Below are 14,980 nucleotides of genomic sequence, written 5' to 3'. Positions count from 1 at the left end.
GCAAGATGTGTTAAAGACGCTTAAGTCTTTGTTAATTCTTGCCAGTTCTGGCAAAAACGGGACGCAGGTGCGCCGTTTGGTGCGTGTATTGGATATGTTTGCGAATTATGGATATTCGCAAGGCCGCGTCGCCGGCATGGCGCGCGTGTAGCAGCGATCTGCCGTTCTCTTTCGAAGCAGGAGCAAGCTTTCCATAGGATAAACCCGCGGTTGAGCCGCGGATTATCGTGCTGATGGAATAACGCAACCGATCTGCCGACGAAAGAATGGATATCAGGCCTTGTCGACTTCGGCAAAGACTTCGCGCGCAAGCCGGAAGGCTTCCACGCCGGCGGGGATGCCGGCATAGATGGCGAGCTGCATCAGCGTATCCTTGATTTCTTCGCGGCTGCAACCGTTCGTCAGAGCGCCCTTCACGTGCAGCTTGAACTCGTGGCTCCGGTTCAAGGCGCCAAGCATGACGAGATTCAGAAGACTTTTGTCGCGGCGGGTGAGGGCAGATCGCCCCCAGCCGGCACCCCAGCAATATTCGGTTACGAGGTTCTGAAAGTCCCGGTTGAAATCGTCGGCTGCACCAAGCGCCTTCTCCACATAGTCGGCGCCGAGAACTTCCTTGCGGATCGCCAGGCCGCGTTCGAACATTTCTTGCGACATTACAAGTCTCCTTCATTGACGACGGGATTGCTGGGAACACCTATAGCCGGGATTTCCACGGCGATGATATCCCCCGGCCTCAATGAAGCCGATCTGGCGGCGAGGGAGCGCCAGCCTTCATCCGTATCCGGCTGGACCGCTTTCGAAGCGCATCGGCGGCAATTCACGCTCAGCGCTGCATCAGCAGGTCGTGCAGGCGTTTCTGAACCTCTTGCGGCGACATGTCTCTGTTGTTGAAAAAGTCGCCCACCACGGCGATCCAGCCCTCCGACATCTGGGCCGGCATGGCCTGGGATTGGGCGCTGACTTCGCCCTTCTTGGCCTTGATCATCTCCAGCCCAAGCTTGCCGCAACGATCGAGTCCGGACGGATCGACATCGGTGCGTACCGGCAAGGACCCCTTGATCCGGCTGAATGCGACCTGATTGTCGCGGTCGAGCACCATGCGGGCGAAAGCCTGCTGAGCTTCTGCCGTGCCGTCCCGATTGGTCAGCGGAAAGGCAAAGGCATCAATCACCATGAAATAGGCGATGGACGTGCCGGGAACGAGGCTGCAATCGAAATCCTTGTCGACGCTGTAGCCGCGCGCCACAAGTTCGCCCTTGGCCCAGTCTCCCATGAACTGCATGCCGGCCTTGCCCTGGCCCACCGCCGCCGTGGCATCGGCCCATGTCTTGTCCTTGCGCTGCTCGATCGGCTCCACATAGTTGGACAGGCGCAACAACAGTTCCAGAGCTTCGATCATGCGCGGGTCCTGCACCAGGGCGGCATCGCCGCTCATGAGACGGGCGTAACCCTCTGGTCCGAACTTGTGATAGACGATGTCGTTGAAGATGAGCGACACTTCCCACCGCGAGCCGCCGAGCGCGATCGGCAGACGTCCTGTCGCCTTGATTTTTTCGGCCGCGTCGAAGAGCTCGTCCCAGGACTGCGGCGTCTTCACGCCGGCGTCTGCCAGTGCCGCCTTGCTTGTCCAGAGCCAGTTTTCCGCATGGATATTGGTCGGCGCGAAATAGACCTTTCCCTTGTAGGAAATCCGGTCAAGAACCGTGGCAGGAAGGACGTCCTGCCAATGATCCGCCTGCGCGACGTCATCTATATCCTGCACGATGCCCATTTCCGGCAGTTCGCGCGATCCCTCGTTTGCATTCCACTGCATCACTGCCGGTGCATATCCGTTGGCGATGCGATCGCTCACGACCCGCTGGACGGCGACCTTGTTTTCTGCCGGCATGTCGACCCACTGGTTGCCGGTAGCCGTCCAAGCCTTACGGAAAACGTCGAGCGCCGCAGCCTCACTTTTCGAGACCCAGAAATGCACGACATCCACTGCCATGCCCTCTCCCGCGAAAGCTTTTGCCCCCGGACCCGTGGTCACCAGGGCCGCCGCAAGCCACGCCCACATTATTCTTTGTTTCATTCGCCACCCTCTTTCATTTGATGTGCCTTGCCTCACCGAGTCTCGATGGGCTTTCAGTATCGCTTTCAGCTTGCAATCTGGGTGATCTGCTTGGGGACCTTGCGCACGGCAATGGACCCGGACGCCAGTCGTTCGACTGCAACGGACGCTGGTTCCGGCTTGGCGTAGAGATAGCCTTGGCCGATCTCGCAGCCGGCATTCAAGAGGAAATGACGCTGGCTCTCCTCCTCGATGCCTTCCGCGACGCATCGCTTGCCGAGGTTGCGGGCGAGATCGATGATCGCCCGGATGATCTGCTCGGAGCGAACATCCTTGCCGATTTCGGCCACGAAGCTGCGGTCGATCTTGAGTTCGTCGAAGGGGAAGTCGCGCAGGTGCACGAGCGACGCAAAGCCGGTGCCGAAATCGTCGAGCGAGACCGACACTCCACGCCCGCGGAAACGCGAAATGGTCTCGGCGATCTGATTGGCGCCGCGATTGAGAAAGACGTCTTCCGTGACTTCGATGGCAAAATCGAGCCAGTCGAGGTCGTTCGCTTCCACCGCCGCAGCGATGAGGGTGTAACCATCGTCGCCGACCAGCAGGGCTTCCGGCAGATTGATGGCAACCGACCCGGCCCTGAACCCTGCTGTCTTCCACGTCTTGAGATCGCGAGCGACCGTATTGACGATACAGCGCGTCATGCTTTGGATGAGATGGCCTTCCATGAGCGGCAGGAAGCGGCCGGGCGGCAGAATGCCGAGCTGGGGGTGGCGCCAGCGCACCAGTGCCTCGAAGCCGAGATGCTCGCCGGTCTGCAGGTTGACCTTCTGCTGGTAATAGACGACGAACTCGTCACGGTCGGCGGCGACTGCGAGCGCTGCGGCAAGCCGGTTCTGCTCCAGCCGCTGGGCGAAGGATGCTTCGTCGAAGATGACGGCGGTGTTCCGCCTGGCCTTGGCGGCATAAAGCGCCAGATCTGCAGTGCGCATGAGTGCGGCTTCGTCCGACGCATGGCCTGGTACGAGCGCGCCGCCGAGACTGGCCGAAACCGGCAGCAGCCGGCCCTCGAAATGACATTCCGTTGCAATGGCAGCGACTGCGCGCTCGGCGATCCCCTCAAGCGTTGCCGCATCCGAAATTCCGGGAAGCAGAGCAGCAAATTCGTCACCGCCAAGCCGCGCAACTATGTCGCCGGCGCGAAAAGTCTTCTGCAACGCGCTGGCGACGTGGCTGAGAACCGCGTCGCCTGCCGGATGGCCAAAACTGTCGTTGGTAGCCTTGAAGTGGTCGAGATCGACCAGCAGCATCGAAAAGCCGGCGCCCGTCCGCTCAAGGGAAGCAAACAGTCCGTTCAGCGCCTCATTGAACGACGATCGGTTGCCGAGGCCTGTCAGCGTGTCGGTATGGGCCAGGTGGGTCAGCTTGATCTCGAAATCGAGGGTTCGCCGGTGCTCGGTGCGCAGCTTGACGAGGAGCGGTATGAAAAGGATGAGAGTGGCCAGGATGAGTGTGGCTGCGGTCAGGCTGAGGAGAACCGCGCTGATCAGGCGGGTGTGATCGATGCTCATATCGCTCCGGTCATGCGCACTCTCGATCAAGGCGCCGAACTGACGCATGAGCATGCTGTCGGATGAAACGGCGAAGTCGATCGGTCCCCAGAAGCTGTATCGCTCCCGCCGATCCAGCAATTTCGCGGACACGACGCGTTCGGCCCTTTCAAGGAAATCCTCCAGCCGTCCGTCGAGTTCCACGCGCAGTTTTTCAGATGCCGCATCCCGGCCGTTCAGCCGTTCGAGAAAATTTGCCTCGACCTCATCGTTCAGCTCGTTCAGCTGTACACTCATGGCGCGGATGTCATTGATCGCCGTCTGAACGTCCTCGACCATCGGCCTGACGATATATTCCGGCATATTCGGGTCGGCGGAAGCGCGCATGATCGCTCGCGTCTGATTACCAAGCTGCTGGAAGCGAATGAACTGGCGGCCGATCAGATAGCTGATGTTCTGCTGCAGGGAATGACGATCGAGTGCCACCTTGACCGTCAGGAAGGTTGCCCCGATGAGAACCGTCATGACGACAACCGCAAGCACGTAATGGCGCCCGATGGAGCGGATATATTTCGCCACGGAGGAATGGGACTCGCCTGATGGCGTCACCGTGTTTTCCAAATCCGAACCAACCCCCATTCGCGCTCCATCAGGAAAAGTATAAATTGGCCGAGCTGCCTTCGGCCCACAGGCTGTTCAGCCCGTTTTCAAATACGGCTTGAATTTCTTGCTGCTGGAGCCCGCTGTTTGAAGCCGTCGGGTTTGCGCCGGACGGCGGCGTCACCATGATTTATCGGAGGATCGGCCCTCATGGCCTGAGTTCGCGCCGGAAAATGCAAGGCCTCACGTCATCGCTCGCAGGCAAAAACTGTTGGGAGGCTCCCGGAGCGATACGGCTCCGTGCGTCAATAATTCGAGGCGACAGGGATATTCCGGTCTGTCGCGCCGGGCCGGCGCGCGCCGTCTGCGCCACATCGAGAAAAACTGCTGCCATGTGCATGCGAATTATTGAACATTTTCCCCTCTGAGCGCATGCCATCTGCATTGATGAGCAGCGCCTGTTCCGTCTTGTCCCGCAACCCGTCTTCATGGCGGAGAGATACGGGCAGCACCTCGTTCGAATGGGTTGAAAACTGCGGACAGTCTGGTTTCAGAAGCGTAAACGCCTTCGTGAAAAACTAACAAAACCAGATTCTTGCGAGAAAACACGCACGAAAACATCGTAAATTGGCCACGCTGTTCGGATTCCGGATAAAAGCGATGTCCCTTTCCGGGCCAGTGGTGAAACCCTGGCGGGGCAAGTCCGCAATATCCAAATCGCGCGGTTTGATCCGGATCGCGCGTCGAATGTGACGCGCTGCAGGAGGACGCAGCGATCTCTTAATTTTCTGGCCGCATTATTCAGGTCTGAGTGACGTGCTGCGGTTGCAGCGGCCCGGCGCTCTTGCGGTCACATCTTCATCAGTTTGCGCCTCAAATGACTTGGGTGGCTTTCCTAGAGAATTCGCGGTCGGATGAATGACGCATCCGGCCGGTACGCATGGTGAGGATATCCATGACGAAGTCGTCGTCCCAATCGCTCCAGCAGCCGGCGCTTTTCATGCAAGGCCGCGAGCGGGATGGAGCGCAGCATCAAGACGCCGCTGTCGCCCGGCAGGCCCTTCCGGAAGTCTTGCTCGGCGTATGTCCCCTCCCCATATTCTACAAGAACACGCATGGCCGTTATATCGGCTGCAACAAGGCTTTCGAAGACTTCGTTGGTCTCGCACGCGACGAAATTATCGGGAAAACCGATTTCGATCTTCATCCGAAACATCTGGCCGAATTCTATTTCGCTGAGAATGAGGCGCTCCTCCAAAGGGGTGGAGCCCAGTATACCGAAAGGAAGTTTACCACGGCGAATGGGGCCGTTCGGGACGTCGCCATCAACAAGGTGGTTTTGACCGGGGAAAACGGTGGCCCGGCTGGCCTGATCGGCGCCGTCGTCGACATCACCGAGCACACGCAGGTGCAGCGGGATCTCAAGAATGCGCTCGAATTCGCAGAAGGGATTATCACTGCTATTCCGGACGTTCTGTTCGAAGCGGATGAGGACGGCCGCTATCTGCAGGTCTGGACGCGAAACCCCGAACTGCTGGCCCAGCAGAAGGAGATGCTGCTCGGCAGGACGGTCAACGACGTTCTTGCGCCCGATCAGGCGGCCATCGCGATGGCGGCTCTGAGCGAGGCCTGCAGAGAGGGAGTGGCCTACGGACGATGCATTTGCATCTCCCTGCCGAACGGCGAGACGCGATGGTTCGAGTTGTCCATAGCCAAGCGGCCGAGCGCCGATCCGGCGGCGGCCACCACGCTCCTGGCATTCTCGCGAGATATCACCGAGCGAAAACAAGCCGAGGATGCCATCAATTCCGTGCGGACGCAGTTGCTGAGTGTGCTCCAGACCATGCCCGATATGGTCTGGGTCAAGGACATGGACGGGGTCCATGTGATGTGCAACCACGCCTTCGAACGGTTGACCGGATTGGCCGAAGCGGACGTTGTCGGAAAAACGGATTTCGAGCTGTTCGATATAGAAAGGGCTCGGTATTTTCGGGAATCGGACAAGGCGGCGATCGAGGCGGGAAAGTGCATTGTCAGCGACGAGGAATGGGTCGTTTCCAAGGAGAAGGGTGAATCTGTTCTTCTTGAAACACGCAAGGTGCCGATTATCGATGCAGCGGGAGACGTCGTCGGCGTTCTCGGCGTGGCGCGCGACGTGACCGAACTGAACGTCTCGCGCCAGAAAATCCACCAGATGGCCTTTTACGATCCTCTGACCTCGCTGCCGAACCGATCGCTGTTCAACGATCGGCTGCGGCAGATGATCCCCTCGGCCGGATCGCGAGGCCAGCGGGCCGGGGTGATGCTGATCGATATCGACCATTTCAAGGTGGTCAACGACACGATGGGGCATCCCGTCGGCGATCAATTGCTCTGCCAGGCGGCCGCACGCCTCAATGCCAGTGTGCGCGACTACGATACCGTCGCCCGTCTCGGCGGCGACGAATTCGCGATCCTGCTGCCGGAGCTGCGGCAAGGCGACGATCTCGGCCGGATCGCCAGCAACATCCTTGAAAAATTCAGGGAAAATTTCCTGCTGGACGGCCAGGAAGTCTTCATTTCATGCAGCGTCGGCATCGCGCTCTATCCCGATGACAGCGCGGACGCCAACGACCTGGTGAAATACGCCGATTCGGCGATGTATCTCGCCAAACGCTCCGGACGAAACAGTTTCCGCTTCTATTCGAAGGATCTGACCGCGAGCGCCGAGGAACGCATGCGGCTGGAGTCGGAATTGCGCCGCGCCATCGAGCGCCAGGAACTGGAATTGCACTATCAGCCGAAGGTGCTTCTGGAGAACGGTGCCATGGTCGGCTCCGAAGCCTTGCTGAGATGGCGTCACCCTGAAATGGGCATGATTCCTCCCGCCCGTTTCATTCCGGTCGCCGAAGACACGGGGCTGATCGTGGAACTCGGGCGGTGGGTGCTGCGCGAGGCATGCCAGACGGCGACCGAGTTGAACGCCGACAGCCGCTCACCGCACAAGGTGGCGATCAATCTCTCGGTCAAGCAGTTCCAGTCTGCCGGACTGGTAAAGTCGATCGCCGAAATTCTCGACGAAACCGGCTGCCGCGCGGAATGGATCGAGATCGAAATAACCGAAAGCCTTCTGCTCGATCAGAAGAATGAAACGCTGCAGGCGCTCTCCGAACTTCGAAGCATGGGATTTTCGATCGCCATCGATGATTTCGGCACCGGCTATTCGGCGCTGAATTATCTGGCGCGCTTTCCGATTGATACGCTGAAGATCGACCGATCGTTCATCAACAGTACTGACAGACGCAACGAGGAGCTGGTCAAGGCGATCCTGTCCATCGCGCGCTGTCTTGGACAGAGCGTGGTGGCAGAGGGCGTCGAAACCGCCGAGCAGGCAGCTTTCCTGGCGGCCAATGGATGCGGTTCGGCGCAGGGGTTCCTCTACAGTAAAGCCGTGCCCAAGGCCGACATCATCGCCCTGTGCCTGCGCTCCGCTGCGAGCGGTGCCAACCCGGGCGAGACGGGGTCTTGCCCGGGCGAGACGCGGTCCTGCGGATGAACGCCGCTGGAAAATGATGATACAGGCGCGGTTGCTGCCCTGCACGAGGCTGCGAAATCTGCGGCGCTCGGCCGAGAGCGTTTGCCGAGCGGCAGGAGCCGATGGCGCCGCGATCTGAAAATGTGCGATTGTCGCAGCCCTATCCACTTGGCGCAGTAAAGCTGTCATGGGAATTCCGGCCAGCGCAAAAATAGGAATTTGTTAAGGCTGAGGCGGTGTTTATGGCCTCACGAACACAGGCAACTCGCTCCAATGAATAGCGAGGATGTTCCGGGCGATCGGCATGAAATAGGCCGCATCCCTTTAAGCCATCGGATCCGGAGACATGAGCGTTTCCTATCCGCCAGAACAACGAAACAAAGAATGCAAATGGCTGAAATCATCCTCTTTCCAAATCCGGCTCCCAGCACGTCGATGGAGCTTCACGACCCGCAGGTCCCAGGCCAACCGTCCGGCGATCCGGAGATGGATCAGATGCTCCAGGCACGTGCCCGGATCCGAAACGTTTTGGACGAACTCGATAGACTAACCGGTGCGCTGCAAGCCTGCTCCTCGCTGACGGGGGCATAGGATTGGTCGGCGAGTACGGGACCTTGTTGCGAGATATCATGACGGCTGCCGAAGCGCCGCGATGACGCGATCGGCCATGGAAGCGCAGCGGGCGCCATCGAAGGGGAACAGCGCCTGAAATGCGCCGGAGAGCCGTTTTTCGATCGACTGACGCATCATCTTTCGCGCCCGGTGCAGCCGTGTCTTGGCGGTTTCGGGCCTGATGCGGAGATAGGATGCGGCCTCTTCGGTGCTCATGCCTTCGACATCACGCAGCACGAAGATGGCGCGAAATTCATCCGGCAGTTCGTCGACTGCATGTTCGAGGAGCTGGCGCGCCTGGCTCCGCGACAGCTCGGTTTCCGGATCGGTTGCGGAGAGTGAGGATGGAAACTGGAGCACTTCGCCGCCCGGCGACGTCGTCTGCATGTCGATTTCCTCGAGCGTAGTGGTGTTCTTCTTCTGTCGGCGCACGCGGCCCAGAGCCTCGTTGAGCGTGATCCGGGTCAGCCATGTCGAAAGCTCGGCCTCACCGCGGAAGGTCGCCAGATTGGTGAAGGCCTTGACATAGGCAGCCTGCACGACATCTTCCGCCTCCCCATCGTTGCGGATGACGGCGCGCGCGGTGCGGAACAGACGCTGGTTGTGGCGCTGGACAATGGCGCGAATGGCGGGTTCGTCGCCCTGCTTTGCGAGGGGCACGAGCTCGGCGTCCGATAGCGTCGATATGTGCTGCCGGTGTCGGGCGACCGGAACCGGAATGGCTGCCATGCAAATCTCCGCCTTGTTCGATCGGAGCCCGGCCCTATGGCCGGACGTCCAGTTTGCCCGTCATGGCGGGATGAAAACGGCAATAGAAATCGACCGCTCCCGCCCGGCTGACCGTCATCCGCGCTTCCGATTTTGGCGGCAGATCGATATCGAAGCTTTTGTCGCGAGCCGTCGCCGTGTGCCGGAATATATCATCGTTCCGCCAGATGATCACATCGCCGACATGCAACTCGGCAGGTGCTGAGCCGAATTTCATGCCCGCGATGGTGACCTGATATTCCCCCGCCGAAGCGGCACTGACGCCTACACACAGCAGCGCAAGCAGCAAGGGAAGCCGCAGCACCTTGATAAGCCGGCCCATCGCTGACCTACTTGATCATCGAAGCAAGATGCTCGGCATGCATCTGGTGCTGCTTGAACAGGGTGAGGCCCGTTTCCAGCAGCGATTTCAGCTCCTTGTTCTGAGCCGAAGGGATCAGCACCTTGGCGAGCGCATCGTTGACCGATTTGTGATAAGCGACCTCGTTTTCGATATAGGCCTTGTCGAAGGCCGCGCCATCGAGGGCGCCGAGCGTCGTCAGTTCCTTGCTCGCCTGGGTCGAGAGCGACTGGCTGATCTTGTTGTCCTCAGGCGTCACCTTCAGCTTTTTGACGAGCGCGAGCGCCTGATCGTTGACGGCCTTATGGTCGCGCTCCATGGTCTTGGCGAATTCGATGACCTCGGCATTCTTGCTTTTCTTCAACGCCTGCTCCGCGGCAGTCACATCGATCTGCCCCGCCGTATAGGCGATATGGGCGATCTGAGGGTCGGTCGGCTTGGCATCGGCAGCGATCGAGGCGGTGCCGAGCAATGCTGCGATGAAGGTTGCGCCTAGAATTTGCTTGAACATGATCTGTCTCCTTTGTCGGATGGAAGCGAGCATTGGATGCAGATCGATCGAAAAGGTTCCCGGAAATTTCTGACGTTGAAAGACAGCCGGCCCCAACCGCGGCGCTTCAGCCTTTGCCGCAAGGCCTGCCGTTGCAGGCCGCTGTCCAATCAAAATACGTCGATACTATCCGTTTTACGCGCCAAAGAACTGGCCGCGCCAAGGTCGAAGGGCTTTTTTAAGCGTTGCGGCATTGGATGGGGTCGCGCGCTGCCGGTTGGGATAACCCGTCCGGCTGCGACCGCCGCGGGGGGCAGCAGGCAGATGGAAAACGACATGGTAGATCGCAATTGTGCGCTTATGATCCGCGGCGGGTCATGCGGCCGCGCGGCATTGCGCTAAGGCTTGGGTGGGCATGGTCGAGATAACGAACGGCTCCGGGCGGAATAAGACGTACCAGGATCGGGATTCCCAGGATACCGAAACCATCGAAGCGTCAACCGATCTCAACGAGCAGAAAGCCAGGTTCTGCGCCGAGATCGCGGCCTTGGCGACGGCCGTCATGAGCGGAGATCTGACGCGGCGCATGCATGCCGATTATGCCGACCCGGATCTCGGCCGTTCGGCCGCCCTCCTCAACCAGCTGATCGGTTCGATCGGCGATAATTTACATGATTTCAACGATGCGATGACCGCTCTCGCCCAGGGAGATCTGCATCGCCGCGTGCGGGAGAAGCACCGCGGCGCCTTCGGGCCGTTGCAGAAGAATTTCAATCTGGCCATTGCAACGGTGCGCACGGTGCTGGGAGAGCAGGGTTCGGATCAGTTTACCGATAGGGCGGCGAAATTTCGCCGGATGCTGACGGCTTTCACGCGGGATGAGACCGCTTTCGCAATTCGGATCTCCGATGAGGATTCGCGGCCCATTCCTTCGCCTCCCCACGATCTGTGGCTGAAGCTCGCCGACGCATTGGACGGTTTCTCGGTCTAATCTGTCAAGCAGGCGAGCGATCAGCCTGCCCCTGTCAGTCCCCTGTCCTTCATTTGGCAAAATTCGATCAGCTGCTGCGAGCTCATCGGCCGCGCCAGAGCGTAACCTTGCAGCAGATGGCAACCGAGATCTTTCAGGATCTTCGCATGCTCCATTGTCTCCACGCCCTCGGCAACGATGTCGATATTCTGTGATCGGCCGATTTCGATGATCGAGGAGACCAGGCGGCGCTGAGAGGGAGAGGCGATAATCGGCTTGATGATCTCCCGATCGATCTTCAGCCTGCGTGGCTCAAATCGAAGCAGGCTGACGATGCTGGCATGGTCGGTGCCGAAATCATCGATCTCGATTTCGATGCCAAGCTGTTTGACGGCGGGAATGATCTCGCTGAGAACGGGTTGAAGATGGTCGAAGGAGATTGTCTCGAGCAGCTCGAAACAGAGCCGGCCCCTTGCAACCGGAAGCGCGGAGAGCTCGGCCAGCAGATCGGCCTGCGCCAGCCGGCGCGCCGATATGTTCACCGAGACACGCGGGATCTGCATTCCCAAACTGTCCCATCGTGTCAGCTCGAACAGCGCCTTTTGCAGGATCAGCCTGTCCATGTCGCCGCTGCGCCCCAGCCTTTCGGCGACATCGAGAAATGCGTTCGGCCCGAGCAGGCCTTTTCGCGGGTGATCCCAGCGGGCAAGGGCCTCGACGCCGGCAATCGCCAATGTATTGGCATCGAATTGCGGCTGGAAGAATGCAACGAGTTCATCGCTGTCGAGCGCATGATCGAATTCATCCGCCAGTTCCTTCGACTGGATCGCCGCGCTGCGCAGCTCCTCGGTGAAAATCGCCGCGCGGCCGCGGCCCGTCTTCTTCGCCTCGTACAGAGCCAGATCGGCATTCAGAAGCAATTGGCCAAGGTCGCGGCCGCGCCCCTGCCCGGTTTCCCAGGCGACGCCGGCGCTGGCCCCGACCACACATTCCGCACCATCGATGAAGAGGGGTTGCTCAAGCGTCTCGACGATCTGCTGGACCAGTCCGTTGGCTTTCGGCGCGGGATCGCTGCTCCAGCTGGCGAAGATGAACTCATCGCCACCGATCCGAGCCGCGACATCGTTCGGGCCGGCCAGTTCGGCAAGGCGGAAAGCCGTTGTCTGCAAGACCGTGTCGCCTCCGGCATGGCCTTTGGTGTCGTTGATCTCCTTGAAACGATCGAGGTCGATATGGATCAGGATCAGGCAATCGTCCGCACCGGGTCTCGGCGGCTGGGCGATCATCCGGTCGATAAACCGTCGATTGGGAAGCCCGGTCAGCGCGTCATGCAACGACAGATATTCCAGCCGCTGGCGGGCGCGAACGAGCTTTTTCTTGTGCAGGCGAAGCTTTTCGATGGTTCTCTGGCGTGATTTGGTAAGAAAGCCGACCCAGATCATCGGCGCGACGACACAGAGGGACAACAGGCTCGCATAGAACTCGAAAGTGCCGAGCCCGTTATACGGGGCCCATCCGTGCTTGGGCACGGCGACCAGGGTCCATCGGCCATAGGTCATGTCGACGGAGGTCACCACCGGCTGCTTCGAAAAAGTGTCCAGGCTGCCGAGAAAAACTTGTTTGGGCGAATTCGGCTCCGGTACGGTGCTGATGGCGATCTCAAGCTCGCTCGAGCCAAGGCCGCTTTCCCCGAAGAGCCTCGGAATATCGACGATGCCGGAAAGAAGCCCCCAAAAGACCTGGCTCGTTCCGTCGTTGAGATAGATCGGGCACCTGACCACGAAAGCCGTTCCACCCTGGATAAGCTCGACAGGGCCTGTCAGCACGATATTGTGGGTGTTGCGCGCCAGCATCGCGGCAGGCCGTTGCTTCTCATTCGTCCGGTAGTCGAGGCCGATCGCCTTTTCATTGCCCTTTTCCGGATAGACCCATTTGACGACCATGCCGGGTGCGGCGGCAAAGCTGCGCAATTGTGAATCGGGCTGCAGGATCTCAGCGGCAAGTTTGGAAAATGCGTCCTGGCCCATCTCCGGATTGACGGTGATCCCCGCCGCCAGGCCCTGCAGCAGCTTCACATTGCCGTTGAGGTTCGTCTGAAGCCGGGAGGATATGGTGGCAAGCTCGCCGGCGACCACCGCGCGTTCATCGGCGAGCGATCGCTCCAGCCGCCAGTTCGTTGCCACCCAGACGACGATGACGGCGATGGCGGCCGCAAATATTGCTGGAGCAAATGCGCTGGCATGGCGCATGACAGCGCCCACAAAGCCGCGCGCTACCTTTGGATGTCTTCGAAACTTCATCAGGCCGCCGGTGTAGATAACAGGCATCTACCCTTGCACAGTTTGTTTAAGGCAACGCTAAACCCGACAAGGCACGATCGGCAAAGCTCCTTTTTGGCCTGGATCGTGACGACGCCCGCCTCAACTCCTGGAGCGAAGGCGCTTTAAAGCATGTCGCGCAAAAGTGTCCAGCGGTTTTGCGAGAACGACATGCGTAAAACAAAGACCTAAAGCGCGAGGAGCGAATCTGAAAGATTGCGACGCGCTTTAGGTTCGGGTAAAACGCGCCGCAACCGCCATAGCCGTTGCGGCGCAATCATGCTTTCAAGACCACGCCGCAGCGCCGCCGACGCCCCTCAGAAGGGATAATGCTGGGCGGAATTCTCGATGGTGATCCAGCGCAGGTCGGTGAATTCGGCGATCGCCGCCTTGCCGCCGAAGCGGCCGTAGCCGCTGCCCTTGACGCCGCCGAAGGGCATTTGCGCTTCATCGTGCAGCGTCGGGCCGTTGATGTGGCAGATGCCGGATTCGATGCGTGCCGCAACCGCCATTGCCCGCTGGATGTTGCGGCTGAAGACGGCGGATGACAGGCCGTATTCGGTGTCGTTGGCAATGCGGATGGCCTCCTCCTCGCCGGAGACGCGAATGATCGGCTTGACGGGGCCGAAGGATTCTTCCGCATAGACGCGCATGTCGGGGGTGACGTGATCGAGCAGCGTCGCCTCGACCACGGTGCCGGAGCGCTTGCCGCCGGCCACGAGTTTTGCGCCCTTGGCGGTGGCGTCAGTGATCAGCTCCTCCATCTTTCTGGCGGCATCGAGGCTGATCAGCGAGCCGAGAACGACATGGCCGCGCGGGTCGCCGGCCGGCAGCTGGCTGGCGCGGGCGGCCAGTCTGGCGACGAACTGATCGGCGATCGCCGTGTCGACGATGATCCGCTCCGTCGACATGCAGATCTGGCCCTGATGCATGAAGGCGCCGAAAATCGCGGCATTGACGGCGCCGTCGATATCGGCGTCGTCGAGAATGACGAGCGGCGCCTTGCCGCCGAGCTCGAGCAAAGCGGGTTTGAGATATTTGCCGCAGGTCTCGGCGATGATCTTGCCGACCTTGGTCGAGCCGGTGAAGTTCACGCGCCTGACGGCCGGATGGGCGATCAGCGCGTTGACGATCTCTGGCGCATCCTCCGGCGCATTGGTCAGAACATTGATGACGCCGGCCGGCAGGCCGGCTTCGGTCAGCACTGTCGCGATCAGCCGGTGCGTGCCCGGGCATTGTTCGGATGCCTTGAGGATGACGGTATTGCCGCAGGCGATCGGCATGGCGATGGCGCGGGTGGCGAGGATGACGGGCGCATTCCACGGCGCAATTGCCAGGCACACGCCGGCCGCCTGCCGGACGCCCATGGAAAGCGAGCCGGGCTTGTCGGAAGGAATGATTTCGCCTGAAATCTGCGTCGTCATCGCGCCCGCCTCGCGCAGGATATTGGCGGCGAGCATGACGTTGAAGCCGGCCCAGGGCGCGGTGGCGCCGGTCTCCTCGATCATCAGCCGGGTAAATTCGGCCACTTTCGAATCCATGATGTCGGCGGCCTTCATCAGGATGGCGCGGCGCTGGCCGGGCCCGGTCTTCGACCAGGCGCCGAAGGCGGCGGAAGCGGCGTCGACGGCGGCGGCGACATCCTCAAGGCTGGCGGCGGCGGCGCGGCTCGCAAGCTTCTCGGTGAAGGGGTCGATCCGGTCATAGGTCCGGCCGCTGGAGGCTGCCCGGTCGGCGCCGTTTATGAGCAGGGAAATATTCATCG

11 protein-coding genes are annotated in these 14,980 nt (G+C 60.3%); 2 read left to right on the top strand and 9 right to left on the bottom strand.

Features of this window, described 5'->3' with window-relative positions; all coding sequences use genetic code 11:
• Positions 1 to 273 precede the first annotated feature (273 nt).
• From RHEC894_RS31645 to RHEC894_RS33220, 4 genes are all read right to left on the bottom strand, one after another.
• On the bottom strand, positions 274 to 654 hold the full coding sequence (locus tag RHEC894_RS31645; RefSeq protein ID WP_085740552.1) for a carboxymuconolactone decarboxylase family protein: 381 nt from the start codon (positions 652 to 654) through the stop codon (positions 274 to 276).
• A gap of 169 nt (positions 655 to 823) precedes the next feature.
• The gene (locus tag RHEC894_RS31640) at positions 824 to 2,074 is read right to left on the bottom strand and encodes an ABC transporter substrate-binding protein (protein WP_085740551.1); all 1,251 of its coding nucleotides are present in this window, start codon (positions 2,072 to 2,074) and stop codon (positions 824 to 826) included.
• Positions 2,075 to 2,139: 65 nt separating this feature from the next.
• Positions 2,140 to 4,242, bottom strand: a complete 2,103-nt coding sequence (locus tag RHEC894_RS31635; RefSeq protein WP_085740550.1) for an EAL domain-containing protein — start codon at positions 4,240 to 4,242, stop codon at positions 2,140 to 2,142.
• 10 nt (positions 4,243 to 4,252) lie between these two features.
• Positions 4,253 to 4,390 carry a hypothetical protein gene (locus RHEC894_RS33220; RefSeq protein WP_010067820.1) on the bottom strand — a complete coding sequence of 46 codons (138 nt, stop codon included), beginning with the start codon at positions 4,388 to 4,390 and terminating at the stop codon, positions 4,253 to 4,255.
• Positions 4,391 to 5,158: 768 nt separating this feature from the next.
• Between RHEC894_RS33220 and RHEC894_RS31630 the strand changes: the two genes are divergently transcribed.
• A complete protein-coding gene (locus RHEC894_RS31630; protein ID WP_089152763.1) occupies positions 5,159 to 7,738 on the top strand; it encodes a bifunctional diguanylate cyclase/phosphodiesterase in 2,580 nt (859 codons plus the stop codon).
• A 606-nt stretch (positions 7,739 to 8,344) separates the two neighbouring features.
• Here the strand turns inward: RHEC894_RS31630 and RHEC894_RS31620 are convergent.
• Genes RHEC894_RS31620 through RHEC894_RS31610 form a run of 3 tightly spaced genes read right to left on the bottom strand, consistent with a single transcriptional unit; the run spans position 8,345 to position 9,948 of the window.
• Positions 8,345 to 9,058 (bottom strand): RNA polymerase sigma factor, encoded by a 714-nt coding sequence (locus tag RHEC894_RS31620; RefSeq protein ID WP_085740547.1) that lies wholly within the window; start codon positions 9,056 to 9,058, stop codon positions 8,345 to 8,347.
• A gap of 34 nt (positions 9,059 to 9,092) precedes the next feature.
• A complete protein-coding gene (locus RHEC894_RS31615; RefSeq protein ID WP_085740546.1) occupies positions 9,093 to 9,419 on the bottom strand; it encodes a cupredoxin family copper-binding protein in 327 nt (108 codons plus the stop codon).
• Positions 9,420 to 9,426: 7 nt separating this feature from the next.
• On the bottom strand, positions 9,427 to 9,948 hold the full coding sequence (locus RHEC894_RS31610; protein WP_085740545.1) for a DUF4142 domain-containing protein: 522 nt from the start codon (positions 9,946 to 9,948) through the stop codon (positions 9,427 to 9,429).
• A gap of 394 nt (positions 9,949 to 10,342) precedes the next feature.
• Between RHEC894_RS31610 and RHEC894_RS31605 the strand changes: the two genes are divergently transcribed.
• On the top strand, positions 10,343 to 10,918 hold the full coding sequence (locus tag RHEC894_RS31605; protein ID WP_085740544.1) for a methyl-accepting chemotaxis protein: 576 nt from the start codon (positions 10,343 to 10,345) through the stop codon (positions 10,916 to 10,918).
• Between the two features lie 20 nt (positions 10,919 to 10,938).
• Here the strand turns inward: RHEC894_RS31605 and RHEC894_RS31600 are convergent, their stop codons facing one another.
• Positions 10,939 to 13,197 carry an EAL domain-containing protein gene (locus RHEC894_RS31600; protein WP_085740663.1) on the bottom strand — a complete coding sequence of 753 codons (2,259 nt, stop codon included), beginning with the start codon at positions 13,195 to 13,197 and terminating at the stop codon, positions 10,939 to 10,941.
• Between the two features lie 335 nt (positions 13,198 to 13,532).
• Entirely contained in the window at positions 13,533 to 14,978 is a 1,446-nt protein-coding gene (locus tag RHEC894_RS31595) for an aldehyde dehydrogenase (RefSeq protein ID WP_085740543.1), read from the bottom strand.
• Positions 14,979 to 14,980 lie beyond the last annotated feature (2 nt).

Source organism: Rhizobium sp. CIAT894, assembly GCF_000172795.2.
In the GTDB taxonomy this organism is placed as follows: domain Bacteria; phylum Pseudomonadota; class Alphaproteobacteria; order Rhizobiales; family Rhizobiaceae; genus Rhizobium.
Note: the sequence above shows the minus strand (reverse complement) of the source record. Positions and strands in the feature narration are given on the sequence as shown.

What these genes read in the sequence shown, in the direction of transcription:
- RHEC894_RS31645 (WP_085740552.1), bottom strand. Translation starts at nt 654, where the DNA reads ATGTCGCAAGAAATGTTCGAACGCGGCCTGGCGATCCGCAAGGAAGTT.
- RHEC894_RS31640 (WP_085740551.1), bottom strand. Translation starts at nt 2,074, where the DNA reads ATGAAACAAAGAATAATGTGGGCGTGGCTTGCGGCGGCCCTGGTGACC.
- RHEC894_RS31635 (WP_085740550.1), bottom strand. Translation starts at nt 4,242, where the DNA reads ATGGGGGTTGGTTCGGATTTGGAAAACACGGTGACGCCATCAGGCGAG.
- RHEC894_RS33220 (WP_010067820.1), bottom strand. Translation starts at nt 4,390, where the DNA reads ATGGTGACGCCGCCGTCCGGCGCAAACCCGACGGCTTCAAACAGCGGG.
- RHEC894_RS31630 (WP_089152763.1), top strand. Translation starts at nt 5,159, where the DNA reads ATGACGAAGTCGTCGTCCCAATCGCTCCAGCAGCCGGCGCTTTTCATG.
- RHEC894_RS31620 (WP_085740547.1), bottom strand. Translation starts at nt 9,058, where the DNA reads ATGGCAGCCATTCCGGTTCCGGTCGCCCGACACCGGCAGCACATATCG.
- RHEC894_RS31615 (WP_085740546.1), bottom strand. Translation starts at nt 9,419, where the DNA reads ATGGGCCGGCTTATCAAGGTGCTGCGGCTTCCCTTGCTGCTTGCGCTG.
- RHEC894_RS31610 (WP_085740545.1), bottom strand. Translation starts at nt 9,948, where the DNA reads ATGTTCAAGCAAATTCTAGGCGCAACCTTCATCGCAGCATTGCTCGGC.
- RHEC894_RS31605 (WP_085740544.1), top strand. Translation starts at nt 10,343, where the DNA reads ATGGTCGAGATAACGAACGGCTCCGGGCGGAATAAGACGTACCAGGAT.
- RHEC894_RS31600 (WP_085740663.1), bottom strand. Translation starts at nt 13,197, where the DNA reads ATGAAGTTTCGAAGACATCCAAAGGTAGCGCGCGGCTTTGTGGGCGCT.
- RHEC894_RS31595 (WP_085740543.1), bottom strand. Translation starts at nt 14,978, where the DNA reads ATGAATATTTCCCTGCTCATAAACGGCGCCGACCGGGCAGCCTCCAGC.